General features: G+C 34.1%; 29 protein-coding genes and 1 riboswitch. Of the genes, 7 read left to right on the top strand and 22 right to left on the bottom strand.

Annotated elements, in window-relative coordinates; all coding sequences use genetic code 11:
* Nucleotides 1-705 precede the first annotated feature (705 nt).
* Nucleotides 706-1,740, top strand: a complete 1,035-nt coding sequence (locus tag ACFWDE_RS05880) for a YdcF family protein (RefSeq protein WP_377890718.1) — start codon at nucleotides 706-708, stop codon at nucleotides 1,738-1,740.
* Between the two features lie 187 nt (nucleotides 1,741-1,927).
* Complete coding sequence (locus ACFWDE_RS05875; RefSeq protein ID WP_002112469.1) at nucleotides 1,928-2,800, top strand: YitT family protein; 873 nt, start codon at nucleotides 1,928-1,930, stop codon at nucleotides 2,798-2,800.
* Between the two features lie 201 nt (nucleotides 2,801-3,001).
* Here ACFWDE_RS05875 and ACFWDE_RS05870 read toward each other — a convergent pair whose 3' ends face one another.
* The 5 genes from ACFWDE_RS05870 to ACFWDE_RS05850 form a co-directional block, all read right to left on the bottom strand.
* The gene (locus ACFWDE_RS05870; RefSeq protein WP_219920641.1) at nucleotides 3,002-3,220 is read right to left on the bottom strand and encodes a hypothetical protein; all 219 of its coding nucleotides are present in this window, start codon (nucleotides 3,218-3,220) and stop codon (nucleotides 3,002-3,004) included.
* Nucleotides 3,221-3,316: 96 nt separating this feature from the next.
* Nucleotides 3,317-4,135: a DUF4247 domain-containing protein gene (locus ACFWDE_RS05865; protein ID WP_219920642.1), complete on the bottom strand. Its 819-nt coding sequence runs from the start codon at nucleotides 4,133-4,135 to the stop codon at nucleotides 3,317-3,319.
* A 13-nt stretch (nucleotides 4,136-4,148) separates the two neighbouring features.
* Nucleotides 4,149-4,655, bottom strand: coding sequence for a DUF4178 domain-containing protein (locus ACFWDE_RS05860; protein WP_016095930.1), 507 nt, complete (start codon nucleotides 4,653-4,655; stop codon nucleotides 4,149-4,151).
* A gap of 21 nt (nucleotides 4,656-4,676) precedes the next feature.
* A complete protein-coding gene (locus ACFWDE_RS05855; RefSeq protein ID WP_002067791.1) occupies nucleotides 4,677-5,081 on the bottom strand; it encodes a DUF350 domain-containing protein in 405 nt (134 codons plus the stop codon).
* A 79-nt stretch (nucleotides 5,082-5,160) separates the two neighbouring features.
* Nucleotides 5,161-5,826: a PspA/IM30 family protein gene (locus ACFWDE_RS05850; RefSeq protein WP_002067789.1), complete on the bottom strand. Its 666-nt coding sequence runs from the start codon at nucleotides 5,824-5,826 to the stop codon at nucleotides 5,161-5,163.
* A gap of 411 nt (nucleotides 5,827-6,237) precedes the next feature.
* On the opposite strand from ACFWDE_RS05850, the gene ACFWDE_RS05845 reads away from it, so the two are divergent.
* On the top strand, nucleotides 6,238-6,816 hold the full coding sequence (locus ACFWDE_RS05845; RefSeq protein ID WP_377890713.1) for a lipoprotein BA_5634 family protein: 579 nt from the start codon (nucleotides 6,238-6,240) through the stop codon (nucleotides 6,814-6,816).
* A gap of 34 nt (nucleotides 6,817-6,850) precedes the next feature.
* Here ACFWDE_RS05845 and ACFWDE_RS05840 read toward each other — a convergent pair whose 3' ends face one another.
* Genes ACFWDE_RS05840 through ACFWDE_RS05830 form a run of 3 tightly spaced genes read right to left on the bottom strand, consistent with a single transcriptional unit; the run spans nucleotide 6,851 to nucleotide 9,247 of the window.
* On the bottom strand, nucleotides 6,851-7,018 hold the full coding sequence (locus ACFWDE_RS05840; protein ID WP_000989601.1) for a FeoB-associated Cys-rich membrane protein: 168 nt from the start codon (nucleotides 7,016-7,018) through the stop codon (nucleotides 6,851-6,853).
* Nucleotides 7,019-7,034: 16 nt separating this feature from the next.
* Nucleotides 7,035-9,023 carry a ferrous iron transport protein B gene (feoB, locus tag ACFWDE_RS05835; protein WP_377890711.1) on the bottom strand — a complete coding sequence of 663 codons (1,989 nt, stop codon included), beginning with the start codon at nucleotides 9,021-9,023 and terminating at the stop codon, nucleotides 7,035-7,037.
* Nucleotides 9,020-9,247, bottom strand: coding sequence for a FeoA family protein (locus tag ACFWDE_RS05830; RefSeq protein WP_000060512.1), 228 nt, complete (start codon nucleotides 9,245-9,247; stop codon nucleotides 9,020-9,022). The genes feoB and ACFWDE_RS05830 overlap by 4 nt, the downstream gene beginning before the upstream one ends.
* A gap of 194 nt (nucleotides 9,248-9,441) precedes the next feature.
* Nucleotides 9,442-9,543: riboswitch (TPP riboswitch) on the top strand.
* An 85-nt stretch (nucleotides 9,544-9,628) separates the two neighbouring features.
* Between ACFWDE_RS05830 and thiT the strand changes: the two genes are divergently transcribed.
* Nucleotides 9,629-10,288, top strand: coding sequence for an energy-coupled thiamine transporter ThiT (gene thiT / locus ACFWDE_RS05825; RefSeq protein ID WP_377890709.1), 660 nt, complete (start codon nucleotides 9,629-9,631; stop codon nucleotides 10,286-10,288).
* Between the two features lie 210 nt (nucleotides 10,289-10,498).
* Here thiT and ACFWDE_RS05820 read toward each other — a convergent pair whose 3' ends face one another.
* From ACFWDE_RS05820 to ACFWDE_RS05795, 6 genes are all read right to left on the bottom strand, one after another.
* Nucleotides 10,499-12,349 carry a sensor histidine kinase gene (locus tag ACFWDE_RS05820; RefSeq protein ID WP_377890707.1) on the bottom strand — a complete coding sequence of 617 codons (1,851 nt, stop codon included), beginning with the start codon at nucleotides 12,347-12,349 and terminating at the stop codon, nucleotides 10,499-10,501.
* Nucleotides 12,346-13,035, bottom strand: a complete 690-nt coding sequence (locus ACFWDE_RS05815) for a response regulator transcription factor (protein ID WP_002145204.1) — start codon at nucleotides 13,033-13,035, stop codon at nucleotides 12,346-12,348. Before ACFWDE_RS05815 ends, ACFWDE_RS05820 begins: the two co-directional genes overlap by 4 nt.
* Before the next feature lie 39 nt (nucleotides 13,036-13,074).
* Complete coding sequence (locus ACFWDE_RS05810; protein ID WP_377890705.1) at nucleotides 13,075-13,695, bottom strand: class D sortase; 621 nt, start codon at nucleotides 13,693-13,695, stop codon at nucleotides 13,075-13,077.
* Between the two features lie 89 nt (nucleotides 13,696-13,784).
* On the bottom strand, nucleotides 13,785-14,279 hold the full coding sequence (locus ACFWDE_RS05805; RefSeq protein ID WP_377890703.1) for an LPXTG cell wall anchor domain-containing protein: 495 nt from the start codon (nucleotides 14,277-14,279) through the stop codon (nucleotides 13,785-13,787).
* Nucleotides 14,280-14,452: 173 nt separating this feature from the next.
* A complete protein-coding gene (locus tag ACFWDE_RS05800) occupies nucleotides 14,453-14,785 on the bottom strand; it encodes a hypothetical protein (RefSeq protein WP_377890701.1) in 333 nt (110 codons plus the stop codon).
* 185 nt (nucleotides 14,786-14,970) lie between these two features.
* Complete coding sequence (locus ACFWDE_RS05795) at nucleotides 14,971-15,186, bottom strand: hypothetical protein (RefSeq protein ID WP_002145200.1); 216 nt, start codon at nucleotides 15,184-15,186, stop codon at nucleotides 14,971-14,973.
* Between the two features lie 161 nt (nucleotides 15,187-15,347).
* Here ACFWDE_RS05795 and hpt point away from each other — a divergent pair, with 161 nt between their 5' ends.
* The 3 genes from hpt (at nucleotide 15,348) to ACFWDE_RS05780 (ending at nucleotide 17,191) form a co-directional block, all read left to right on the top strand.
* Complete coding sequence (hpt, locus tag ACFWDE_RS05790) at nucleotides 15,348-15,875, top strand: hypoxanthine phosphoribosyltransferase (RefSeq protein ID WP_000687586.1); 528 nt, start codon at nucleotides 15,348-15,350, stop codon at nucleotides 15,873-15,875.
* An 83-nt stretch (nucleotides 15,876-15,958) separates the two neighbouring features.
* Nucleotides 15,959-16,861, top strand: a complete 903-nt coding sequence (locus tag ACFWDE_RS05785; RefSeq protein ID WP_377890698.1) for a diacylglycerol/lipid kinase family protein — start codon at nucleotides 15,959-15,961, stop codon at nucleotides 16,859-16,861.
* Between the two features lie 150 nt (nucleotides 16,862-17,011).
* A complete protein-coding gene (locus tag ACFWDE_RS05780) occupies nucleotides 17,012-17,191 on the top strand; it encodes a cold-inducible protein YdjO-related protein (RefSeq protein ID WP_002067775.1) in 180 nt (59 codons plus the stop codon).
* Between the two features lie 217 nt (nucleotides 17,192-17,408).
* Here ACFWDE_RS05780 and ACFWDE_RS05775 read toward each other — a convergent pair whose 3' ends face one another.
* The 8 genes from ACFWDE_RS05775 to ACFWDE_RS05740 all read right to left on the bottom strand — a co-directional run bounded on the left by ACFWDE_RS05775 (nucleotide 17,409) and on the right by ACFWDE_RS05740 (nucleotide 25,179).
* Nucleotides 17,409-19,256 carry an FtsX-like permease family protein gene (locus ACFWDE_RS05775; protein ID WP_377890696.1) on the bottom strand — a complete coding sequence of 616 codons (1,848 nt, stop codon included), beginning with the start codon at nucleotides 19,254-19,256 and terminating at the stop codon, nucleotides 17,409-17,411.
* A gap of 15 nt (nucleotides 19,257-19,271) precedes the next feature.
* Nucleotides 19,272-20,033: an ABC transporter ATP-binding protein gene (locus ACFWDE_RS05770; protein ID WP_002123373.1), complete on the bottom strand. Its 762-nt coding sequence runs from the start codon at nucleotides 20,031-20,033 to the stop codon at nucleotides 19,272-19,274.
* 268 nt (nucleotides 20,034-20,301) lie between these two features.
* A complete protein-coding gene (mreC, locus tag ACFWDE_RS05765; RefSeq protein ID WP_002145196.1) occupies nucleotides 20,302-21,072 on the bottom strand; it encodes a rod shape-determining protein MreC in 771 nt (256 codons plus the stop codon).
* A 194-nt stretch (nucleotides 21,073-21,266) separates the two neighbouring features.
* Complete coding sequence (locus ACFWDE_RS05760; protein ID WP_377890883.1) at nucleotides 21,267-21,632, bottom strand: YxeA family protein; 366 nt, start codon at nucleotides 21,630-21,632, stop codon at nucleotides 21,267-21,269.
* Between the two features lie 132 nt (nucleotides 21,633-21,764).
* Nucleotides 21,765-23,273, bottom strand: a complete 1,509-nt coding sequence (locus ACFWDE_RS05755; RefSeq protein ID WP_377890693.1) for a sensor histidine kinase — start codon at nucleotides 23,271-23,273, stop codon at nucleotides 21,765-21,767.
* Complete coding sequence (locus tag ACFWDE_RS05750) at nucleotides 23,257-23,958, bottom strand: response regulator transcription factor (RefSeq protein ID WP_016100365.1); 702 nt, start codon at nucleotides 23,956-23,958, stop codon at nucleotides 23,257-23,259. The genes ACFWDE_RS05755 and ACFWDE_RS05750 overlap by 17 nt, the downstream gene beginning before the upstream one ends.
* Nucleotides 23,959-23,986: 28 nt before the next feature.
* Nucleotides 23,987-24,601, bottom strand: coding sequence for a DedA family protein (locus ACFWDE_RS05745; protein WP_377890691.1), 615 nt, complete (start codon nucleotides 24,599-24,601; stop codon nucleotides 23,987-23,989).
* The gene (locus ACFWDE_RS05740) at nucleotides 24,601-25,179 is read right to left on the bottom strand and encodes a class I SAM-dependent methyltransferase (protein WP_377890689.1); all 579 of its coding nucleotides are present in this window, start codon (nucleotides 25,177-25,179) and stop codon (nucleotides 24,601-24,603) included. The genes ACFWDE_RS05745 and ACFWDE_RS05740 overlap by 1 nt, the downstream gene beginning before the upstream one ends.
* Nucleotides 25,180-25,428: the final 249 nt, after the last annotated feature.

Genomic DNA, 25,428 nt, shown 5'->3' with positions numbered 1-25,428 from the left:
CTTTTATTTTATGAAAATCGCCTAAAAAAATAGCATGTTTCAATAAGAAAAAGCACTCAAATTGAGTGCTTTTTCTCTAAGCATGAATGGCAAGTTTGGAGACAGTTGACTTCTTCAAAATTTTATTAGGGGTAATATTTTGAAAAAGAAAGCCTTTCATATGTAGCTTAACACCGCTGGAATATATAGTAAATTGATAATCTTTATACGGAAGATTGCTAATCTTTAGTATAGATAGTTTGCACTACGTTAATAGTGGAAATTATCTATACTAAGAAACAAAAAGACGCCTTTCAAGAAGACGTCCTTTCCCCTGTTTATATATACCCCATCCCGCTCTTTGTAAACACACACTAGAAAACAGAATCATGAATTGTTGCAAGATTGTTAGGTACAAAAAGAGTAGAGGTAAATATTAATATAAAATTCTGCTTTATAGCGTGTATCCACAACTTATATTTTAATCCTCTTCCCTTGAAAATAAACATAATATGCATAATTACATACCAAAAAGAAAAAAGACACTCTCAGAGTGCCTCTTCAACCATTTTACTTTTAATATATCGCTTTGAATATATTTTACCATATTTAACTATATCGGTTGTTGAGAAAATTCAAAATCGTTATTTTTTTATCAACATCTTCAAAATCATGTAATATTAAGGATGCAATAAAACATTATAAAAATTGAGGTGTATTATATTTATGTATTTTGGAATTATTCCTCTTATATTGTTTATTATTTTTCTTATCTCTTACTTAAAAGATCCACGAAAAATAATAAATGGCTTTTTATTTAATGCCTTTTTCTGTTCATTTCTATTCTTTTGTGCTATAGCCTCATATGCGTCTGGTAATAACAATTTACATTTTATCGTTCTTATTCCTATACTAGCGCTAATTGTAATGATACCTTTTGCTATAGTCGCTTTAATGTTTGGACTATTTCTTAATGCAAAAATTTTAATGCAGAGAGAAGGACGACGCTTCACAAATTCTTTAACTTTAATCGCAGCTTTAGGTATTTTATTCTTTATAATGCTCTCTATCATAAATCCAGCAAATTTATTCTCTGCACATTTTCAATTTATTTTTGCTGCGATTTCTCTTATAACTATGTATTTCTTTATACATTTATCTAACTTCTTAAGCGCTTATTTTCTATACCAATTCAATAGACCGAGACGTAATCAAGATTTCATCATCGTTCTTGGTAGCGGCTTAATTAATGACAAAGTGCCACCTTTACTTGCAAGTCGTATTAATAAAGCTATCGACTTTTATTGGAAGCAAGCAGCTGTGAATACACCACCAACAATTATTTTCTCTGGTGGACAAGGTCCAGATGAAGGGCTTCCTGAAGCAGAAGCGATGCAAAATTATGCGGTTGAAAAAGGAATTCCTCTTGAACATACAGTGCAAGAAAATCGCTCTGTAAACACATATCAAAATATGTCGTTCTCTAAAGAAATTATGGATTCTTTAAAACCTGAAGTTAAGTATAGAAGTATTTTTACAACGAATAATTTCCATCTTTTCCGCGCCGGTATATATGCAAGACAAGCCGGTCTTAATAGCCAAGGAATCGGCTCAAAAACAGCATTTTATTACTGGCCTAACGCAATGATTCGTGAATACGTTGCGATTGTCGTAATGGGACGTAAACGCCATATGAAAATATGTGGAACTATTTTAGGTTTCGCTTTATTCCTAACGGTCGTTAGTCTTATACTTTCTTAACAAAATCCCATCCTTTAAAAGGATGGGATTTCTTATACGAATTTCAAAAATATTTTAATGGTAATATGGTGATAATATTCCCTGCATGCATCCATTAAAGGAGAATTTTTTCAAATAAAATGTTAGAATGAAATTTAGATGTGAATTATGTAACAAATACGAAACTAGTTTGAAACGAGGAAATTATATGGAGAGAATTATGAAAAACAAGCCCAATAAGCTGAAAATCGCTTCAAAAGCTTTGATGATTATTATTGGGGCATTTATCACAGCATACGGATTAGAAGCCGTATTAATTCCAAACAACGTATCAGACGGTGGTGTAACTGGTTTAAGTATCGTTAGTTCAAGATTATTCGGGTTACCATTAGGACTTCTAATCGCAGTCGTTAACATCCCTTTCGTTTGGTTAGGATATAAACAAATCGGTAAAAGCTTTGCAATTTATTCTATTATCGGGATTGCTTCGCTAGCAGTAGGTACCGTTCTCATGCACGGAGTACCAACAATTATTGAGGGCGATACACTTTTAATTACTGTTGTTGGTGGTATTATTATCGGTTTTGGTATGGGACTAGCATTACGTAATGGCGGGGCATTAGATGGAATCGATATGCTAGCCGTATTACTTTCTAGAAAGTTACCATTTGGAACAAGTGATCTTATCTTATTCTTAAATATGTTTGTCTTTATTTTTGTCTCAACAGTATTTGGTCTTCAAGGAGCTATCCTTTCAGCGATTGCTTACTTTATCGCATCTAAAGTGATTCATATCGTTGAGGTTGGTTTAAGTGGTTCTAAAACGTTTAAAATCATTACAAAAGAACCTGAATTAATAGTAGAAACAATTCGTGATCGTTTAGGTCGAAGTGCAACATACAATGAAGTTTATGGTGGGTATTCAAGAGAGAAATTTAAAGAAATCTCTTGTGTAATTAACCGTTTAGAAGAAAGTAAAATGAAAGAACTTATTCATGAAATTGATCCAAATGCCTTTATTACAGTGTATGACGTAGCAGAAGTAAAAGGCGGTAATTTCAAGAAGCATGATATTCATTAATCGTTATGAAAAACGAGGCTGTGCCAACATTTGGGCACAGCCTCTTCTTATTATTAAGTTGCTACCGTTGTCAGTTTTTGGCGGTAAATCGATATATTTCAAAAATCGCTGATATATTTAGAGTTGCGGTCGATATATTCTAATATTCGCTGATACGTTTGAAGTTGCGGTCGATATATTCCAAAAATCGCTGATATAATTTTACTCACCCCATCTTCCTCCGCTTTTAATCCATGCTACGTATTTTTGAAAGGCAGTCACTTCATCTTGAAAGCGAAGCGGAATATATAGAAATAGAGTACATGCACATAGTATCCATAGAATACCTACTACAAAGTGAAATTTCATCGTTGTACTAATAAACAAACCGAGGAATAAGACGAGGAACATAATCAAACTAAATCTTTTATACATAGTCATACTAATCCCTCCTTATGGATTAAGTGTACCAGTTATAAGGAATTAATCACCATAAAAAAAAGACCGAAAAGCAAATTCCACTTCTCGGTCTCTCTACTATCTTCTTTTCGAAATTTTCCCTGAACCGCCAACCCTCGTTTTCGGGGGAGACGTATTCTTTGGCGGAGTTTTAATGGATGATTTCGGCTTCACATCAGATCCGCTCGATCCATCTGGCGTTTTCGTAATTTTCCCTTTGCTTCCGGTAGAAGGTGGAGGCGTCGTATTACTTCCTTTTTCAGTAATACTTCCCTTATCACCTACTGATGATTTCGGATCTACATTATCTCCTCGCTTAATGATAGATCCTTTCCCTTCCTTCGTAATTGGAGGCGGGGTTTTCTTTTCTTCTTTCGTAGGTGGTCTTTCCGGGATAACCGGTTTATGATTTTGTCTATCGTTATATCCGCGATAATCACCGTATGATGATTTCCGTGAACCGAATATATCGTTTAATATACTCCCCATAATATATCCTTGTAAGAAGGATGGTTGGTAATTTTGACGAACAAATTCTTCATTACTTATTTCAATTAGCGTATCAGATGGTTTCTCTTTATCCTTTTGAAGATTATACATTTTATCAGAATAAACGAGGAACATTTGATTTTCGTCTTCTTTAGATGCTTGCTTCGGTTTCCTTTCGGCTATAAGTTCCTTTGCGACTTCAGGAACTGACCGATTGGCGGCCCTATACACGTAAGATTCTTGTTTACCTTCTTTTGCGACAGACTCAAGCGGATAACGGTCTTGAATTGACTTCGCTTGACCACTTTGACAGCCTGATAAAGCATAACCAGCAATAACAAGTAATGTAACGATAGCAAGTATAGGGATTACGAACGATTTAATCATGGTAAACAATCGGTTTGACATGATTACGCCCCCCTTATGTTGCTCTTATAATTTGTACATCAGCAGGAATAATTGTTTCTCCCTCATACATCATTGTGCGACCATTTTGCCATTCAATACGTAATAATTTTCGGTTATCAGATTGGAATTCCCATACGTGCTGTTCTTCTGAAGCAGCGAATGGTGTTTTCCCCATGACAACAACACGTCCGTTATATTGCTCTTCCATATGGTACTCTGTATCATCCATTTCAATTGTCGTCGGAATTTCATCAATTGAATCTAAACGACCATCAATCGGTGTATATAATTTGTAATACGTATTTTCACGGTCTTCAATTTTTAAATAGCGAATATCTTTCCCGTCCTGCAGGGTTAAAACAATCTCCTTACGAGAATGCATACTCGTTTTCCCAGTTAATTCGTACATTACTAACGAAACTTCGATCATGTCGCCAGGAGCTAACGTTAAAAGACTCTTTTCTGGTTTCGGCGGTTCCGGGCTTTTCATTATATTTTTAATACGTTTAAATAAGCTCACAATCTACCCCTCCTTCTCTCTTTATAAACAAGCACCTAAAATAAGTGCACCAACAATATGTAATGAACCAGCTAACATCGCATGTGCTACGCTGCCTTCTTTCGTTCCTTCTTCTAAATCAAGACCTGCCATTTTTCTTAAAACAAATTCAATAAACATTTCTACAACTAATAAAATAACGAAAGAAACTGCTGAAGCAAGAAGTGCCTGCCATAAATCATTCGCTTTCGTAATCGATTGGGATAAAATATAACCTTGCGCAAATAATTTCATAACGAAACGAGTTGTTACAGCTGTATTCCCGTTTTTTATTTCTTTTAAATCATTGTATTTTGTAAAAATCGAATCAACCCACATAATTGCAAATAAAAGTACCGCACTTGCTCCAGTCCATACAAGCATGGCTAAAACATTCGTCCACGTCATTGCAAAACCTCCTCTAAAAGGTAATAGAAAACCGACATGAATTCTCTTCAGACATGTCGGCTTCTTTGTCTATTCTATATTATTTCTCATACTGCTTCATAATACGAGCTAATTCATCGTCAACAGCAGAATTTTTGTTTAAGCTTGCGAATTCATCGTCTAATGACTTTTCTTTCTTGTAAATTTCACCGCTTGCTTCTGCTTCAGCCTCTAATTGAAGAGCTTTCTCTTCCATACGGCTTAAACCAGCTTTTGCTGTATTTGAGTCAAATCCAGACATCGCCTGATTAATATTCTTTTGTGCTTTCGCTGCATTTACACGCGCTACAAGTGTTTCACGTTTGTTTTTCAGCTCTGTTAATTGCTTACGCATTTCTTCTAACTTCGCACGAAGGTTATCAGCAGCAGCTTTATTTTGTTCATAGCTCGCTTTATATTCATTCATCTTTTGCTCTGCATTTTGTTTTTCTTCAAGAGCACGACGTGCAAGATCAAGATTGCTTGCTTGAACAGCCATATGTGCTTGCTCTTCACGTTTTTTCACAAGTGCTTCTTGCTCTTCAAATAACAACTTGAACTTTTTCTCAAGTGCGATTTGAGCAGCTACACTTTTCTCAGCTTCTTGTACATCTGCTTGCATATCACGTAAATATTGATCCGTCATCTTAACTGGATCTTCAGCTTTTTCAATTAATGAATACACATTCGACATTGTTAAATCTCTTAATCGTTTAAATACAGACATCCAAATTCCTCCTATGATATACCTCATATTTCAAATTCACTACTTGGAAATTTTAAAATCTCCCTTTACAGTAAGAATATTCATTTTTATAACCTATGTGTTTATTATAACAAAACTAAGATGTCCTTACATGTTATTTCCAAAATACATCCAATATAATATGACATTCTAGATAGAATATTGTATTCCTACTATATCCTTATTATTTCTGCCTCCAAAATTAACTCATTTTTACGTACTTTCACTAAATTACATAATTGTAATGTTACTGTAAGCTAACTCGATAGTTGCATCTCCACATTTCTTATACACTAATACCAGAAGCAACAGAATAACAAAAAAGCTTCTCATACTGTAATGACTAATACAGAAACTGTATTTACTATAAAACATATAAAAGGAGAAATCATCATGAAAAAATTAGTAGGAATCGGGTTAGCAGCAGCAATTTCATTCGGAGCATTATCAGGTTGTTCTTTATTAGGAGAAAAAGCGAACGGCTTTGTATTATACGGAACAGAAGAGCAAGTCACGCAAATTGCAGATAAAAATAAAAAAGAAGTAAAAGAAAAAGATGTATACAAAATGAAGCTTACAACGCTAGAAGATAAAAAGGTTCTTGTAATGGATAAGAAAACTGGTGAAGAACTTGTTAAGAAAGAATTACTACAAAAAGTTGATGAAAAAGACGACACGAAACCACTTGATAAATTACCAGCTGTAACAACAGAGCAAGGCGTGTTATTCGCAAAAAATAAAGTAGAAAATGCTACAATTGATGGCGCGAAATTAAAATATGAAGGTAATACAATTATTGGTAGTGGCCGTGCATATGCAGATATGTTCGCGATTGTTGATGATGCAACTTACGGCAATGTAAAAGGTGAAGAAAAATCTGTGGGTGTATTAAAATTTGATAAAGACCCTAGTAAAGAATTCCCTGGAAAAAATGGTGTAGAAGGAGCACAACTTGTAAAAATTAAGAAATAATAAAAAAGCTTTGCGAAATTCGCAAAGCTTTTTTCTATTTATGAGCAATTTGCTCCATATCCGGACTACAAGTTTGTGACTGACATGACTTACTTAAAGAGCATGCTGCGCATTTGCCTTTTTTACTTCTCTTTACAAAATTAACTAACGTATATGCTGCATAACCAAAAATGATAGCTCCAATTATAATATTGACCATCACCGCGATACATCTCCTTCTAGAATCCGAGTAAGGACCCAACTTGGTATATAATAAGCGTTAATACATAAGCAACAACGAGCGGATAAATGACAGAGAAAACTGTCCATTTCATCGATCCTGTTTCACGTTTAATAACAGCTACTGTCGCTAAGCACGGAACATATAATAAAATAAAGAACATAAATGCATAGGCTGATAACGCCGTATAATGCGCTCCCATTACATTTCCTAACACATCTTCTTTAACCGCATAAATAATTGCCATTGTAGAAACGACAACCTCTTTCGCTAAAAATCCTGTTAAAAGGGATGCCGCAGCTTGCCACGTTCCAAAACCGAGCGGTGCAAAAAGTGGTGCGATAAATCCACCAATCATCGCTAAGAAACTGTCTCCCATATCAACACCAAATCCTGATGGACCTGCATAGTTTAATAACCAAATAACAACCGAACCACCGAAGATGAATGTACCTGCTTTACGAACAAATCCTTTACCTTTCTCCCACGTGCTGAGCCATAACGTTTTCGCTTGCGGCACACGGTAAGGAGGTAATTCAATTACGAAAATAGATTTTTCCGCTTTTAAAATAGTAAGAGACATAATTTTTGTAACAAGTAACGCAAGAACAATACCTGCAATGTATAAAGAGAACACAACAGTCGCCTGACTATGAGGGAAGAACACTCCCGCAAATAATGCATATACAGGTAAACGTGCTGAACAAGACATAAATGGAGTTACTAAAACTGTAAGTAAACGTTCTTTTTCCTGTTCAATCGTTCTCGCTGCCATAATCCCCGGAACGTTACATCCAAAACCGATAATCATCGGAATGAACGCTTTTCCGTTTAAACCGAAAAATTCCATAATTCTATCCATAACAACTGCAATTCGTGCCATATATCCCGAGTCTTCTAATAGCGAGATGAAAAAGAATAGTGCAAAGATTTGTGGAACGAATACTAATACCGCACCAACGCCCGCAATAATACCTTCTGTAACGAGTGCTTGAATAAAGTCAGAAGCTCCAACACTTGTGAGCCCAGCTGTAACCCAATCAGTAAGTTGTCCGCCAAAAAATCCATCAAGCATATCAGATAAAGGCGTACCAATCCACGTAAACGTAACCTGAAAAATAAAAAACATAACTGCTAAAAAGATTGGAAGTCCTAAAATTTTATGTGTAATTAACTGATCGATTTTTTCCGAAAAAGGAATTTCCCCTTCTTTCTCATGCTGAATGACATTTGTTTTTAACTTTTCAATATACGCTTCACGAGTTTTGTAAATGTGCTCTTCTAACGTACAATCAAGTTTTCCTTCTAAACGAGATCGAATGGCTACAAGTTCCTTATAAATTGGTAATGCTTTCATTTCTTTTTCTACTACTTCGTTATTGCTTAAAAATTGAAGGGCTAACCATCTTGGATGCTCATAATTCGCTGTCTCTAAAAGAGCAATTACCTCTCCGATTCCTTCATCCATTTGTACACCATATGAAATAACGAATGGCTTTTTCTCTTTTTGTTTCTCTTCATGAAGAGTAGCAAGTAATTCTTCACAGCCTTTTCCGCTTCTTGCAACGACAGGAACGACTGTTACACCTAATATTTCTGATAATCGTTTTACATTAATAACAATTCCTCTTTGCTTTGCCACATCAATCATATTTAAACCAATTGAAACTGGCTTACCAAATTCAAGTAATTGTAATGTTAAATGCATATTTCGCTCAAATTGCGAAGAATCCACTATATTTAACATATGATGAAATTCGTCTGTTAGTAGAAAGTTTGTAACGACACCTTCATCACGTGAAACTGGATTTAAATCATAAACGCCTGGTAAATCAATTAGTGTTCCTTGCTTATCTTTTAATTTACCAACCTTCTTTTCTACTGTTACACCGCTCCAATTTCCTACATATTCATAAGAACCAGTGAGTGCATTAAATAATGATGTTTTCCCTGTATTCGGATTCCCTAGCAAAGCTACCTTATTCACGCTAATTCCACCTTTATCATTTTCGCGTCACAATGACGAATACTAATTAACTGTCCACGACACTCCAATGTACAAGGACCTTTAAACATCGCCTTCTGTTTCAGGCGAAGTTCGCTTCCTTCCGCGAGGCCGAAAGCAGCCAGTCTACGCTTTAATAACTGATCTAACGATTGAATACTTTTTACTAATACTTTCTCACCAATTTTAATATCTACTAAGCTCATAACCTTCCCCCTCAGAAGAGAATGATAATTATTTTCAAAAAAATTATATCATACTCTATTTCACTTGGACTATACCTTTTCACTTCATATTTATTAACATTTCAATACAATTCTATTTCAATAATTGTCATAAGGTATTCGTTTGCCATTCTCATCCATTTCGCTTACAATAAACAATAACAAATAAAGAATCTCGTTATCGCAGGGGGAGCCTTACCGCTGAGAGGGAACATTTCGTTCCGACCCTTTGAACCTGTTAGTTAATGCTAACGCAGGGATTGTGCAAACGTCCGAAATACATACCTCTTTTTATTTACGTATTTCGTATCCTCCTATGATATCTATTCTTTTTTGTGCAACTTGGATTTAGGGGGAAACAACATGCGTAACACCAATTTACAAGCGATGATCGAATCTGCTATTCTTGCAGCCTTCGCCTTGATTATCGACATTTTACCATTATCACTTAAACTTCCAACAGGCGGTTCCATCTCATTTGCTATGATTCCTATTTTTATTATTGCATACCGCTGGGGCTTCAAAATGGCTTTCTTAGGAGGCTTAATTTGGGGACTATTACAAATCGTAGTAGGTGATGCCTACATTCTAACACCTGTTCAAGCATTCATTGAGTACTTCATTGCATTTTCCTTTATCGGCTTTGCTGGTTTATTCTATCGTCCAATTCAAAAAGCACTTGCCTCAGACAACAATAATGCAGAGCATTCAAGTTTTGGTAGTCGCAAAGATAAACCAAAACAAAACAAAGGAAAAAAAGCACTCGTTTACATTATCATTGCCACATTTGTCGGTAGCTTTGCACGCTATTTCTGTCACTTTATTGCTGGTATTATTTTCTTTGGTCAATATGCACCTAAAGGACAATCAGCTGCCTTATATTCCTTAATTGTAAACGGTAGTACTATGATCGGTTCTTTCATATTATGTACTGTATTACTAATTCTTTTATTTACAACTTCACCACGCTTATTCAAAAGCACCGGTGCTTATCAAATGAATACACAAAAAAAGGGCGCTTAATTAGCGCTCTTTTTTTCATATCGTAATATCAATAATAAATACAATAAATGCACAAAAGAAAATAAATACCATCACACCTAGTAAATTGCTATTCATGGCTAATCTACTCCTTACATAACCTCTTTTTCTAACCAGATTATATCTCTTAAAAATAAAGATTAGGTAAAGATAATATGAAAATAACTTAAAAAAAAGCGTAGCATGTATGATCTACGCTTTTTTCGGTAAGTAGAAGTAAAATAACACCCCATCTTTTGTATTCTTTACCCCATATTCAGCATTGTGCAATTCTAAAATATTCTTTGAAATGGCAAGCCCAAGCCCCGTTCCACCTTGTGAACGATGACGCGCTGCATCCACGCGATAAAAACGATCCCAAATTTTATCTAATTGCTCTTCTTCAATGTGAGTACCTTTATTTTCAATACACACTTTTATACGATCCTTCTCATCTACTGTAGAAATAATGATATCCTCTTTATTTGGTGTATAACGTATGGCATTCGTAATGAAGTTCACGATAACTTGTTCAATCCGACTTTGGTTTGCAATCACTTCAAATGAACGTATATTTTTATGAACACGAAGTTCTTTTTTCTCTATCTCCACAGAAAGGTATTCGCATATATCTTCAATTGCTGTATCAATATAAAATGAATCTTTTTTCATTTTATATGTACCAGATTCAAATTTAGCTAATTCAAGCATATCCAAAATTAGTATATCCATCTTGTCTACTTCTTTTTCCATCGCCTGAAAATAGTAGTCTTTCTTATGTTCAGCTACCCCATCTTTTAAAATAGAAATACAGCTTTTCATAATACTTAACGGTGTTTTTAATTCATGTGAAACACCAGAAATGAATTCTTTCCGCGTCTTTTCTAACTTTCTTTCCTTTTCAATATCTTGTTCTAGCTGTCCAATATGCGAATGGAGTTTATTCGATAGTGTATTAATATTTTGCGATAAATCACCGATTTCATCTTTTGAAGTAATCGGGATTTTTTCTGTAAAGTCTAAATGTGCTATTTTCTTCGTTGTATCATTTATTTTTAGTAACGGTTTTGCAATTTGTTTTGAGTAATAAAACGAAGCTAGAAAAATTAGAACGACTACAAATGCAACAATATAGATGTAATAATCTTGCACCATTTGTACAGCCTCATCGACAGGTTGCAAAGAAGCCATCGCATATATATATGTTACCGATCCGTCTTTTTCTTTTTTTGGTTTAATTAATAATTTATATTTTATATCATTTTTTTTATGGTCCCTTATTTGTGTTGAATACTGTATATGATTACTCTCTTTTAATAATAAATCAGCTTGAAATTCCTTTATGCTATCTAAGAATAAACTATTTTTATAAATTGGATTCACAGGACCTTTTACATCAGGTAACTGTACTTTTGTAACACGTCCTCCTATGTAAACGCCTAATTCCTGAGCACCTTCTTCCTGAACAGCTGGTTTCTTTTCCTTAACAAGTTGCTCTTGAGCTGCTCTCTTTTTCTCCTCATCTAATTTCATTTTCTCCTGAAACTCTTTTTCTAACGGTTTATTAGATCCATTTAAATTTTGCTTACTTAACGCGAAAGAGAATGGAATGAAGCTATCTTCTTGTTTCACTCCAGAAAAATAAATTTCTTGTCCTAAAAACTGATCTGACGATTTATTATCAATCTCCTCTATATTGACGAGATTGTATAAGGGAATCTTGAATATTTGTTGTCCAAAGCTCTTTTGTTGCCTACGGTCTATCGTTACCTCAAAATAAAAATCATCCGCATGTTTTAAATTCCCATTCTGATCTAATGTCGTAATCCACGTATTATTTTCTCTTAAAAAATCTTGCTCCAGTTTCTGAATTCCTTCTGCATTTCCTGCATAATTTAAATAATTCTTTTCAAAGGAATTTAAATTCACTTTAATATCTTCTACTTTTCGATTCGCATAATATTGTTTGAAAAATATCGTTTGTCCAATAAAAATCGTCGCTAAAATTAACATACATAATGCTGTTGTGAGAGTAAATAATTTTAGTACAATCCCTTTTCTCATACATTCCCCTCAAACTTATATCCAGTTCGCACTACAGTTGTAATGTACTTTGCTTTCTCTCCTAATTTATTTCGCAAATTACGAATATGGCTATTAACCGTTCGATCATCACCAGCAAATTCGTATCCCCAAATTCTTGAAATTAACTGTTCCCTTGTTAGTACAATTCCTTGGTTTTTCATGAAATACACCAATATTTCAAACTCCGTATGCGTTAAACTAACATCTACCTCATCAACAGTAACAGTACGTGATGGAAAATGAACGTGGATACCATGAATTGATAACGTATCATCTTCATTCTCTAAAGGTTTCTTCGATGCTTTTCTACTTTCTAATAATCGTTTCGCCCTTGCTAATAAAATTGGCGGACTATACGGCTTCGTCACATAGTCATCTGCCCCAAGTTCAAAGCCAAGTAACGTATCATCTTCATCTACACGCGCCGTCAACATAATAATAGGAACCTCGGACGTCTTACGGATTCTTCGGCAAACAGACCATCCATCGAGTTCTGGCAACATAATATCTAGAATAACTAAATCAACCTCTTCTTCTTCAAATACAACTAAGGCTTCTTTCCCATCTCTTGCTTCAAACACTATATATTGTTCACTCAAAAAATAATCTTTTAATATTTCACGCAAAATATCTTCATCTTCAACAATTAAAATGTTTTTTGACATAACTTATGTATCCCCCTCCCGCTTTCAAAAACTACAATTTCACTTTGAATAACTACCAGTTAACTTCGCTTCAATAATATATCGATCCGGTGCATCCCCTATATAATCAAATGGATAGCAAGTCGTCAGTGTTAATATTGGTTCTTCTTTTTTTATAATAACAGTACGATCATCCGCATGGGTAATCCATGTCTTTTGAACTTCATATGTGTAAGTTTTATTATCATACTCTAAAATAAGAGTATCCTTTTCTTTTAACTCTCCTAAATCTGTAAACACAGTATCTCGATGTCCACTCAGTACAGTATGACCTCCTCCAGAGGGTGTTGTCGTTAAATCACTAACAAACATACCGACTCCTTTTTTCAATGTTGCATCATTTGCTCCCCAATATATAGAAAACTTCTTCTTTATTTTCGGTATATTTAACATCGCTACCTTTTCTCCTTCTTTATGCTGTATTTGAGAAGAAGGTACTTGCGCATTTACTGGTACCTCACTAGAAGGCTGCTTATATGTTTGCTGCTCAAAATTTTCAATTTCTTCTGTCGTTAAATCTTGTGCAGAACTTTTTCCTTTATACCATTCAAAAGCGTAATAGGCTCCCATTAATAGGCCTACTATCATTAACGTAAATCCAATACGATTTAGAACTGTCACTGTGAATCCCTCCATGCAAAAAATGGTAGGAGTAACCTACCATTTTTAATATATGAAATTATCCCATTCTTTATAGGCTAATATTTTATTTACGCTTTAACCTTATTGCGACGATTCAATCCAAATAATGTCCCTATCGCTACAAGACATGCGCTTAATGCCATCATTGCTACATTATTTGATGCTGTGTTTGGTAATTTTTCACCTTTTACAGCTGGTTTCGCTACTTCTTTTTTCGCTGCATCATTCTTTTGCCCGGCCTGAATTGCTGCTTCTTTTTTTGCAAGAGCTTCCTTTTCTTGCACTTGTGGTGTTACTTCTTTTTTCGCTGTATCATTCGTTTGCCCAGCTTTTATTGCTTCCTCTTTTTTAGCCATATCACTTTTTTCTTGTACTTGTGCTGCTTGCTTTTTCTCTGCATCATTTTTTTGCTGTGCCTTAATTGCTTCTTCCTTTTTAGCTACATCTGACTGCACTTGCGCTGCTTCTTCCTTTGTCAGTGTCCCAGTTGAAGCACTCGCTACTGAAGAATATCCTACTGTTAAAAGTGCCATTGCACAAATCGGTAATAGTTTTTTTTTCATTTTATCTCTCCTCTTATACGTTTTACATCACTTCGCATCGGATGTATCACTAGAATAAACAAGAGATATAAATATAAGATGCAGATGAAATAGATTTCATTTAAAGATTTCATTGTAGAAAAATAAAAAACATCGCAATATATACGATGTTTTTTGGGTGCGTGTCTCAATATTTACATGTTACTTTCGCGTGTTTCAGAAGTAGAGCGGGCCGGAGCGATAACTAATTGTCTCAGCTCAGTTTTCTTGAAGTGATTTTTGACGTTACACTTACGACGTTGAACAACCCATGCTTTAATAGGATTTGTTAAAATAACTCTTTGCTCTTCGTTAGGGGCCTCTTCTTCCAATCTACAACTTTCGCTCCATTTACGCCATTTCATTGTAAATTTAGAAGAAGAATGATCGTCTTCTCGATCAAACAAGTGCAAAAAATCCATTTCTCCAGCTAGCATTACTGTGTTACTAGTCGCTAAAAAAGAAAAGGTTGTCCAACGTTTCTCCATGCCCTCATACTCCTTCTTCACATATAGAGTGCCTAAAACTTAATTCACCTAAAATATGCTTGCCCTTTACCTTACACTTATAGTTTATCCAAAACACTACTATGCAACTATCGATTTGTCTTACAAATCACCTTACATTTTTGTAAGAAACGAAAAAACCTTCACTCTATATACGTGAAGGTTTCTCATTTCTTATCTATATGATCTTTCATATCATCAAGTCCAGCTTCTTGCAGCTGCGACATCATACCGTGGGAAATTGCGCCTAATACTAAAGTCATTCCAATTAGTGAAATGCGAATTGCAGGTACATCAATTATGTAAGCCAACATGCCAAGAACAATTGTTAAAAGCAATGCTTTTATAAATGTTACACTTGTATACTGTTTTTTCCTCATCATAATCACCCTTTATGAAAGCGTTTTCTTAATATAATCAGTATATCATATCATCTGATTATTTTGTGGGGGTTTCTGTAAAAACCTTATATCTTCTTTGACTTTTTTCTTTCTATCCTTTACAGTCGAAATGTTCACAAGTTTTACACTGTAGGAGGATTCAAATGAAAATTGAAATAAAAGACACTTTAATTTCTGAAGAACAATTACAAGAAAAAGTAAAAGAACTAGCTCTTCAAATCGAACGTGATTTTGAAGGAGAAGAAATCGTTGTAATCGCTGTATTAAAAGGATCATTCGTATTCGCTGCTGATTTAATTCGTCACATTAAAAACGAAGTAACAATCGACTTTATCTCTGCATCTAGCTACGGAAATCAAACAGAAACAACTGGAAAAGTGAAACTATTAAAAGATATCGATGTAAACATTACTGGAAAAAACGTAATTGTCGTAGAAGACATTATCGATTCTGGTTTAACACTTCACTTCTTAAAAGATCACTTCTTCATGCATAAACCAAAAGCATTGAAATTCTGTACGTTACTTGATAAACCTGAACGCCGTAAAGTGGACTTAAAAGCTGAATATGTTGGCTTCCAAATTCCAGACGAATTTATCGTTGGCTACGGTATCGACTGTGCAGAAAAATATCGTAACTTACCATTTATCGCTTCAGTTGTAACGGAATAATATAACAAAATAAACTTCCATCAATTACTGATGGAAGTTTATTTTCTATCACAATTCGTAAAAGACAAAGGGAGAGAATAAAAATGCCAAAGACAAAATTTGAAAAGGTACTCCTCATCGTAAATCCAAAGGCAGGACAAGGTGATTTACATACTAACTTAGCGAAAATCGTACCACCACTTGCCGCAGCTTTTCCTGACTTACATATCCTTCATACGAAGCAACAAGGTGATGCAACAAAATATTGTCAGGAGTTTGCTAGTAAAGTAGATTTAATTATCGTCTTCGGTGGTGACGGAACTGTATTTGAATGCACAAATGGCTTAGCCCCTCTTGAAACTAGACCTACCCTTGCAATCATTCCAGGCGGAACTTGCAACGACTTCTCTCGCACACTTGGTGTTCCGCAAAATATTGCAGAAGCAGCAAAACTCATTACAAAAGGACATGTAAAACCAATTGATGTCGCAAAAGCAAACGGACAACATTTCTTAAACTTCTGGGGTATTGGACTCGTCTCTGAAGTATCAAACAATATTGATGCAGAAGAGAAAGCAAAGCTTGGTAAAATCGGTTACTACTTAAGCACCATTCGAACTGTAAAAAACGCTGAAACATTCCCAGTAAAAATAACTTACGACGGACAAGTATATGAAGACGAAGCTGTCCTTGTTATGGTTGGAAACGGTGAATATCTCGGGGGTATCCCATCCTTTATTCCGAACGTAAAATGTGATGACGGAACACTTGATATTTTCGTAGTCAAATCAACAGGCATTCAAGCGTTTAAAGATTATATCGGAAAGAAACTATTTGAAGACACAAACGAAAATGACATCTTCCACGTAAAAGCGAAATCCATTCATATTGAAACAGAAGAAGAAAAAGAAGTAGATACAGATGGAGAAAGTTCGCTCCATACACCATGCCATATTGAACTATTACAAGGACACTTTACGATGATTTATAATCCTGCGTTTGTATAATTACTATTTCAATATATTTTTAATAATTACTAACCTTCGCATTTTTTAAAAAAATACAGTATAATGAATAACTAAAAGGTTGTTAACAAAAATCGTTAACAACCTTTTTTGTTTTTTCTAAAAAACTTTTCAATTTAAAGGAGCGATCACATGTATTGGAGAAAAAATGATAAACCTGTAGAAGAACCAGAAGCAATTGCTGTGTGGGAATGCGAAGCAGACGACTGCCTTGGATGGATGCGTAAAAACTTTTCTTTAGAAGATAAGCCGCAATGCCCGTTGTGTAAAGGCGACATGAAAAGCAGCGAACGATTACTACAGAAGTTATAATACCTTTCCCTCTTTATCTTTTATATACTGAAAAGATAGAGGATTTTATTTCTCCTTATCTACAGTACAAGTTGCTTCCTAATTATAAATAATGAAAGAAGCAGCTATTACGTAGAATAGCTGCTTCTTTCAATCTATAACTTCTTCATCGCTATAAATTCCATATAATATTCCCCTAAATTTATTTCTATTCATCATCCCCCTTACTCACTACATACTACACTTCTTTCGGAAGAACAATTTTTTTATACAATTGAACTGTAATGAAATAATAAAACACATAAATGACTAAGAAAATAATAATCGGCAGCCAAATACGGAAATATGGATTATCTATTAAGAACGAGAACATGCTCATTCCGACTAATACGTGCATTATACCTACGATCGCTGGGAACAAGAAAACTAAAAGTAACTCTTTATAAATTGATTTCGTTAATAGCTCATAACGCACACCAATTTTACGAAGCATTTGATAGCGAATAATATCTTTTGAAGCACCAGAAAGAATTTTAAACATTAAACAGCTTGCCAGCATCGCTAAGAAAGCTATGCCTAAGAAAAATCCCATAAATACTGTTCCACTGTAAGTACTGTAATATCCTTCATACAGCATATATTTACTCAAAAGATGTACTTCTTTCATATCTTTATATTTAGCTAGCTCTAATTCATCGATTTTTTTCCATTCTTCTTTATACGTTATAAAATTGTCCGTTTTCCCCAGTATTATAATTTCTTCTTTACCTTGTATCCCGTCATATATCTTTTGATCTACAATTTGTATCTTTTGACTAGGATTCATATATGTCTTTTGAAGAGACCTTAAAACATTTCCCCACTCTTCTGGAATTACATTGGTATTATCCTCGTTTTTTTCTTGGCTATGACTTAAAACGGCTCCCACAATTAGCTCCCTCGAAACAGGAACGAATCGGCTACTATTCTCGTCTTTTCCAGTACGTGTTAGCGGACGATTTCTTTCTAAATCTTCTTTCAATTGATAAATAAACTGCTCATCTACTTTGTATCGATATTCATTCTTTTCTTTAAATGTAATGCTATCTAATATTTTCTTTTCTTCTGCTGTGGGATTTTTAATTTCGACATCATAGTATTCTGCACTCTCCACCATATTTGTGACATTATTTTTTAACGCCATACCACTGGAGATTGCACCCGCACCGAGAGCCACTAACATAGCAACTGTCGCTAATACTTTCGTTAAACTATTAATAGAAAAACTCAACTGTGCAAACGTAAACGCATTGATTCCTTTTTCACTACGATTTTTATTCGCTTTTAGTTTGTTAATAATAATGGGAAGGAATGATGCAAATAGCATGTAAGTTCCTAATGTTACTGTAATTGTAGCAATGATAAATCCTGATTCCTTTAACTCTTTCATATAAATCATCGAAGCATAACCAACTGCTAATAAAATAATTGATAAAAGTGCTACTATATTCGTTAGTTTTCCTTTAGTAGGCGTACGCTCTGTGTGACTATTGGAGTGAACGAGTTGTAATAACGAATTACGCGCTAGTTTCATACCATTCATAATTGCGGACAACATAAATAATGCAATGAAAAAGATGAAAGTAACAATGATTGATGGTACATAAAATGCATGATAACCACCACCAGTAAATTCTAGTTCCTTCATTAGCAAATGGCCAACACCTTGCGCCAAGATTATACCGACTATCACACCTACTATAAGAGATACTATTCCTAATACAATTGTTTCAATAAACATGAGCAATGTAATTTTATGCTTTTTTGCCCCTAATACCATATACATACCAAATTCTTTTTGCCGAAGTGATAATAAAAATGAATTGGCGTATAAAATATAAAATAATGTAATGAAGCCTAATAAAAATGATCCTGTTTGGAAGACTGAAAAAATTCCATCCATGGAATTCCCTTCGATAAATGTTTTATTTAACGCTAACGTTTGAAACATATAAAAAATTGAAATAGACATAATAAGCCCAACTAATAAGACCATATAGTCTTTTCGTTTACTTTTTAGTCCCGACATGGAAAGTTTGAATAACATGTTGAACCTTCTTTCTTATGCTTTTTGTGTGCCTAAATCTGCAAGCACATCTAAAATTTCTTTATAAAACTCTTCACGAGTACCTCTGCGATGAATTTCTTTATACAATTCTCCATCTTGGATGAATAAAATACGTCGGCAATAACTTGCGCTTAATGGATCGTGTGTAACCATCATAATTGAAACATCCTGTTCTTCATTTAAGTTGGTCATCGCCTCTAATAAACTTTTCGCATTTTTAGAATCAAGCGCTCCTGTTGGCTCATCTCCTAAAATTATTGCTGGCTCATGTACAAGTGCACGAGCCGCCGCCGAACGTTGTTTTTGTCCACCAGATACTTCGGACGGATATTTTTGAAGAATCTCTGAAATTCCTAACATCTCTGCTACCTTTTTCACCTTTAATCCAATTCTTTTCGAATGAACACCTTGCAGAGAAAGCGGTAATGCAATGTTTTCATAGATTGATAAATTTTCAAGTAAGTTAAAATCTTGAAAGATAAACCCTAGTTTCTCTGAGCGAAAATCAGATAATTCCCCTTGCTTCATTTTCGTAATATCTGTTCCAGCAATTTCAACAATTCCACCTGTCGCTTTATCTAATGTAGAAATTACATTCAATAATGTTGTTTTTCCTGAACCAGATGGTCCCATAATCCCAACGAATTCACCCTCTTGAATCGAGAACGATACATTCTTTAGTGCATGCGATTGGCTCTCACCTTTTTTACCGTATACCTTTTGTACATTCTTTACCTCTACAACTGATGCTTTCATTTATATCCTCCTACATTTCTTTTTCCTATTTTTATTTTCCTTACATATTTTCCGAGCATTTCTTAACCCATTTCTAAGTATAGATAGCATTTCTTAATAAATAGCAGCGGATATTCTTAACATTTCTTTAAGAATATGAAAAAGTCCCAAAGCTAGTAGCTTGGGACTTTTGATTTCTATATTCTATTTTTGAGTAAGAAATAAAGACTTTATTTCTCCTCTTAATCTTACTCTACCTAAAAAAAAAATGATATTCATCTATACTTTGCTAACCTTTAGGTTCTACTAAAATGACATCTTCTAAATCATATAAATTCGCCTTTGGTTTTGCATAAATAATATGTGCAAGACCATATTTATCCGGCTCTTGATCTATTACCTCTGCTACTTCAAGACCAGGTGGTATTTTCTGGCTCAATTCAGAGGTAATAATGCTATCACCTATTTTTATTTCTTTCGCTTTATCTGATGGAATATTATCAATTCGAAGAGCCTGTTTTTCCTTATCATACCCTGTGACAAATCCTAAAATGGATGAGTTATTTTGGAAGGTGATTGCTAAACGATTTGTTCGTTCATCTTTCGTAATTAATTTCACAATAGATGTAAATTGATCTACACTCTCTACCTTTCCAATAAGACCACTCACCGTCATAACAGCCATATCAACCTTTACACCATGTTGTACCCCTCTATCAAGAGCGATTTTTCCATACCAATCTTCTGCTACACGCCTTACTACTGTAGCTTGAATTAAATTATATTTTCCTTGTTCCTTTAATTCTCTCGTTTTGTTGATAAGCTTAGTAAGGTTTTCTTTCTCCTCACTTAACATTTGCACTTTACTCTTTAACGATTCTTGGTTCTCGATTTTTTCTTGCAATAATTGATTCTCTTTATATACTTTATAAATGTCTTCTATATTGTTAACAATATTTTGTACATGCCTATTATTCGTACATACATACATCATCAATAAAACAAAAAGAATAATTGAAAGAAATAATAATATTTTCCTCTTAGAAACCTGCATAATCATCCTGTTACTCCTTACCATTTTTTATCTACACAATATAGAATACTAGTAGTTGTATACAGAAGAAATGCAGTTTAGATAAAGTTCAGATAATCTTTATCTTCTTTATAAAAATTTTAGAAATTATCATATACTACCATTACATTTGAAGCTTGATCGTTACTTTATCTATTGAATACAACTTATCATTTCTATAACTAGACATGCTTTATTGTTACTTTTTCTTTTGCTTTAGTGGGCATTTCGTCACCTTGTATTTCTTCCCATTTCATACCATACGTCCCTTTAGACTTAATCTTTAAATATGCTCCTATTCGTAAATGTTTTGAAGAAGTCATCATAATTTTTTGTTCTTTCCCAGATTCATCATATCCTTTAAATTTATAGTTCCATCTACCAAAACCATTACTTTTGGCTTCATATTCCCCATCATTGTCGACAACAGCATAATAAATATCTTCTTTAATAAACGGATTGAGTTGATCTACAATCGGTCCACCTTTCACTACAAGTAATGTAACTCCAACTATAATCAATATCATAAACGCACTTAATTTTTTCATATAACTTTCGATTCTCCACTTCTCTGTTTTATTAGTCAATGTCCCCCTGAATGATGGAATAAGACTCCCTCTAAATCAATAGCAACACTATCACTCATTCTTCCCTAATTAGAAGGTAACCGATATTTCTAATTAAGTTGGCAATAAGATAATAAATTGAATAACCCCATTTTCATATTCCGCTCGAATTTCTCCTTTGTGCAATTCAACAATGCTTTTTGCAATTGCAAGCCCCAAGCCTGAACCTTCTACAGCTCTACTTCTAGATTGATCTTTTTTATAAAAACGCTCAAATAAGTTCTCTAACTCTTTTTTTGTAAATTCTTCACTATGATTTGCTATTGAGACTTTAATATGACGTTCTTCCCTTTGAATAGAAACTTTAATTTCTCTCTTTTCTATACTATATTTGATTGCATTTATTAAGAGATTTTCAAATACACGCACCATTTTTTCCGAGTCCACAAGAGCGTATATACGCTCTTCCTGGAATTCTTTCACAAAAGAAAGATTATGTTCCTCCGCTTGTGGTACTAGCTCTTCTATTAATTGATCAAGTAGTTCATTCATGCACACTTCTTGCAGATTTAATGCCATATTTTCATCTGTTAGTTTTGTATACTCAAACAAATTCTCTATTAACATCTTCAACTGCTCTGATTTTGAAAAAGCAATTTTTATATACTCATCATGCTGTTCTTTATTTTCATATTTCGCATCACCTAGTAAACATAAATACCCCATAATAGAAGTAAGTGGTGTTCTTAAATCATGTGATACATTTGTAATCAATTCACTTTTTTGTTTCTCTATTTGTTTTTCTTTTTCTATATTAGCCAAAAGCTTTTCTGCCATTTGATTAATATTTGAAGTTAATACACCTATTTCATCTTGACCTGCCTGTTTGATTTTATATTGTAAGTTCCCTTTCGAAAACTCCCTTACTCCTTCTGCCATTGCTTCAATCTGATTCATCTTTCTTTTCGTTATATAAAAGAAAGAAAGTAGAAAAGTAATAAAACCTAGTAAAGATGGGAATGGACTACTACCGTTCACTACATACTTTACATTTCCTTGTGGTATACCACTTGCAATGACATACATATTTTTCGTATTAACAGTAACTGGATAAAAGGTTGTAAACTCCTTACGCTTTTGTTCAGCTCTATCTTGAATTAAATTTTGTGCTTCTACATAGCGTACTTGATCCATTTTAAAATCCATTACATTACGCATCGTCTCATGAAGATTAATCTGTTCTTCCGGTGCTCCCTTTGTTTTATAAACGACTTTCCCATTCTCATCTATTATTAAAACCTTCAATTGATTTTGATGATTTAATTGATCAAGCAGTTCTTGTATATTAATTTCCTTACCCTCTTCTGTCATACTTTCAACAAGCCTTTGTGTCTGTCCATCAATGGCTTCCATACCTGATGCATAATCAATGATAGAAATTTTATTCGCATCCTCGAAAAAGGAAGATGAAGACCACCCTACTAATACACCAAGTAATGTACAGAAAGTAAATGTAGTAATTAGCTGTACCCGTATACTCTTCTGCAAATAACTAACTGTTTTACCTATCATTTTTTTAAAAACTTGATTCATCCATATTATCGGTTCAAATATCTTTCTCAATCTTGTAGCCAACTCCCCATACTGTTTTAATGTAACGAGGCTTCCTTGGAATTGCCTCTATCTTTTCACGTATTTTCCGAATATGTACCATCACAGTATTATCGGATTGGAAAGCTTGCTCTTTCCATACTCTTTCATAAATTTGTTCTGCATTTAATACCATTCCTTGATTTCGTGCAAGCAATTCTAATACCTCAAACTCTCTCGGTGTCAATTTCACCTCTTCATTTGCAATAATGACCTGCCGCGTTGCTATATTTATCTTTATATCTCCAACTTCAAATACATTTTCATCTTTTACACTCGCCCCGCTCATTTTCATATATCTCCGAAGTTGTGATTTAATACGAGCAATGAGTTCAAGTGGATTAAATGGTTTTGCTACGTAATCGTCTGCTCCAGTTGTTAACCCTAAAATCTTGTCCATATCTTGCGTTTTTGCCGACAGCATAATAATGGGCATTTCCGCTATTTCTCTCACTTTCATGCACATATGAATACCATCTATTTTCGGCATCATAATATCAAGTACAATTAGATGCACGTCTCTTTTCCTTACTATTTCTAACCCCTCTTCACCATCTCCAGCTTGTAATACTTCGTAACCTTCATTCTTCAAATAGATGGCGATAAGTTTTCTAATTTCCTTCTCATCGTCCACGATAAGTATCGTTCCTTTACTCACAAAATCTCCTCCAGCATCATTTACCAAACTATGAATGTTGCTTTACTTCACTCACTACTGCATTCTTCTTATGCATATACACATAAGAAATACTAGAAACTATGATAACGATGCCACCAAAATATATACCATACTCGGTCACAAGGGTTACTATCATTTCTATGTGCTTTCCAAATATAGAGCCTAGTACAAAGTAAACTAACGTCCAAACAAATCCTGTCACATATGAATAAATCACATACGTTTTAAATGACATGTTATTCATTCCTACTAAATACGGTACGATATGTCTCACAACGGGGATAAAATAACTTATTACTAATGCATAATGACCATATTTTCCTACTATCTCTTGTGATTTTAAAAGGTACTTAGCCTTTTTCTTTTTCATCAATTTTTCAAGTACTTTTATGCCAAATATTTTCCCTAGTATGTACCCTAAAGAAAGACCTGATACAACACCTAAATATGTTAATAAAAACGCAGGAATGACACTTAATACGCCTAATGAAGATACAAATCCACCACTCATTACAATCATTTCATCTGGAATCGGCATACCGATAATACCGAGCCATAAGCAGAAAAATAGTGCCCAATAACCGTACTGCTCAATATATGATAATAATTCATGTAATTCCATTATGCATATGCTCTCCTTAGCTCTTTTTTACAGCTAAAGACGTAGGCTGGCGGGAAATTGAACCACACTTTTTCTAGTGTAATTTCAGGGAAGAAATGCTGTATAAATCCTTTTTTTACAAGTGAATATTGAAATGTAATGAATTCCCCATTCTCATGTATCGCTTCCATTGCATTGTTTAAAATGCGTTTTGAAACTTCTTCTGGTAAAGAAGTAAAAGGCAATCCTGATAAGACGTAATCAATGCATTCTATATTGAACTCTTCCATATATTTCTTTATATTTTCAGCCGAACCGTGTACAACAATGACGTTCTGCTCATCTTTAAATTTGCTCTTTAGCTCTTCGCAAAACACTTCATTAATTTCGATAAGAAGAAATATTGTCTCCTTCTTCTTTCGCTTCATAATTTCTTTCGTAAAGACTCCTGTACCAGGACCTAATTCCACAATGCACTTCGCTCTATTAAAATCAATTACATCTACCATTTTCTTTGCTAATATTTTTGAACTTGGCGCAATCGCACCAGTATGTTTCGGGTGTTTAATAAATTCATTTAAGAATGTTATGAGCTGCATGTAAACCTCTCCTCATTCGTTCCATAGTTTTTAACTTGTGTCTAAGTATAACTATCGTTTCTTAACAAAAATTGAGGAGATTTCTTAAGATTTTATGAAGAATTAAAGAATAGCTATCGCTTACAGCGATAGCTACCGTGAGGTAAGATTGTATTTGAACAGCCTTCAGCCTTCAAGCTAAGTGTATCAATAGCCATATAGTTTTTTAGCTGTACTTATCAATTTATTTTTTATTAAAATCCTTATATC

This window comes from Bacillus sp. NPDC060175, assembly GCF_042728695.1.
Classification (GTDB): Bacteria; Bacillota; Bacilli; order Bacillales; family Bacillaceae_G; genus Bacillus_A.
The sequence above is the reverse complement of the archived record's forward strand: the minus strand, read 5'-3'. Positions and strand labels throughout refer to the sequence as shown.

What these genes read in the sequence shown, in the direction of transcription:
- ACFWDE_RS05880 (WP_377890718.1), top strand. Translation starts at nt 706, where the DNA reads ATGTATTTTGGAATTATTCCTCTTATATTGTTTATTATTTTTCTTATC.
- ACFWDE_RS05875 (WP_002112469.1), top strand. Translation starts at nt 1,928, where the DNA reads ATGGAGAGAATTATGAAAAACAAGCCCAATAAGCTGAAAATCGCTTCA.
- ACFWDE_RS05870 (WP_219920641.1), bottom strand. Translation starts at nt 3,220, where the DNA reads ATGACTATGTATAAAAGATTTAGTTTGATTATGTTCCTCGTCTTATTC.
- ACFWDE_RS05865 (WP_219920642.1), bottom strand. Translation starts at nt 4,135, where the DNA reads ATGTCAAACCGATTGTTTACCATGATTAAATCGTTCGTAATCCCTATA.
- ACFWDE_RS05855 (WP_002067791.1), bottom strand. Translation starts at nt 5,081, where the DNA reads ATGACGTGGACGAATGTTTTAGCCATGCTTGTATGGACTGGAGCAAGT.
- ACFWDE_RS05850 (WP_002067789.1), bottom strand. Translation starts at nt 5,826, where the DNA reads ATGTCTGTATTTAAACGATTAAGAGATTTAACAATGTCGAATGTGTAT.
- ACFWDE_RS05845 (WP_377890713.1), top strand. Translation starts at nt 6,238, where the DNA reads ATGAAAAAATTAGTAGGAATCGGGTTAGCAGCAGCAATTTCATTCGGA.
- ACFWDE_RS05830 (WP_000060512.1), bottom strand. Translation starts at nt 9,247, where the DNA reads ATGAGCTTAGTAGATATTAAAATTGGTGAGAAAGTATTAGTAAAAAGT.
- thiT (WP_377890709.1), top strand. Translation starts at nt 9,629, where the DNA reads ATGCGTAACACCAATTTACAAGCGATGATCGAATCTGCTATTCTTGCA.
- ACFWDE_RS05820 (WP_377890707.1), bottom strand. Translation starts at nt 12,349, where the DNA reads ATGAGAAAAGGGATTGTACTAAAATTATTTACTCTCACAACAGCATTA.
- ACFWDE_RS05815 (WP_002145204.1), bottom strand. Translation starts at nt 13,035, where the DNA reads ATGTCAAAAAACATTTTAATTGTTGAAGATGAAGATATTTTGCGTGAA.
- ACFWDE_RS05805 (WP_377890703.1), bottom strand. Translation starts at nt 14,279, where the DNA reads ATGAAAAAAAAACTATTACCGATTTGTGCAATGGCACTTTTAACAGTA.
- ACFWDE_RS05800 (WP_377890701.1), bottom strand. Translation starts at nt 14,785, where the DNA reads ATGGAGAAACGTTGGACAACCTTTTCTTTTTTAGCGACTAGTAACACA.
- ACFWDE_RS05795 (WP_002145200.1), bottom strand. Translation starts at nt 15,186, where the DNA reads ATGATGAGGAAAAAACAGTATACAAGTGTAACATTTATAAAAGCATTG.
- hpt (WP_000687586.1), top strand. Translation starts at nt 15,348, where the DNA reads ATGAAAATTGAAATAAAAGACACTTTAATTTCTGAAGAACAATTACAA.
- ACFWDE_RS05785 (WP_377890698.1), top strand. Translation starts at nt 15,959, where the DNA reads ATGCCAAAGACAAAATTTGAAAAGGTACTCCTCATCGTAAATCCAAAG.
- ACFWDE_RS05780 (WP_002067775.1), top strand. Translation starts at nt 17,012, where the DNA reads ATGTATTGGAGAAAAAATGATAAACCTGTAGAAGAACCAGAAGCAATT.
- ACFWDE_RS05775 (WP_377890696.1), bottom strand. Translation starts at nt 19,256, where the DNA reads ATGTTATTCAAACTTTCCATGTCGGGACTAAAAAGTAAACGAAAAGAC.
- ACFWDE_RS05770 (WP_002123373.1), bottom strand. Translation starts at nt 20,033, where the DNA reads ATGAAAGCATCAGTTGTAGAGGTAAAGAATGTACAAAAGGTATACGGT.
- mreC (WP_002145196.1), bottom strand. Translation starts at nt 21,072, where the DNA reads ATGATTATGCAGGTTTCTAAGAGGAAAATATTATTATTTCTTTCAATT.
- ACFWDE_RS05760 (WP_377890883.1), bottom strand. Translation starts at nt 21,632, where the DNA reads ATGAAAAAATTAAGTGCGTTTATGATATTGATTATAGTTGGAGTTACA.
- ACFWDE_RS05745 (WP_377890691.1), bottom strand. Translation starts at nt 24,601, where the DNA reads ATGGAATTACATGAATTATTATCATATATTGAGCAGTACGGTTATTGG.
- ACFWDE_RS05740 (WP_377890689.1), bottom strand. Translation starts at nt 25,179, where the DNA reads ATGCAGCTCATAACATTCTTAAATGAATTTATTAAACACCCGAAACAT.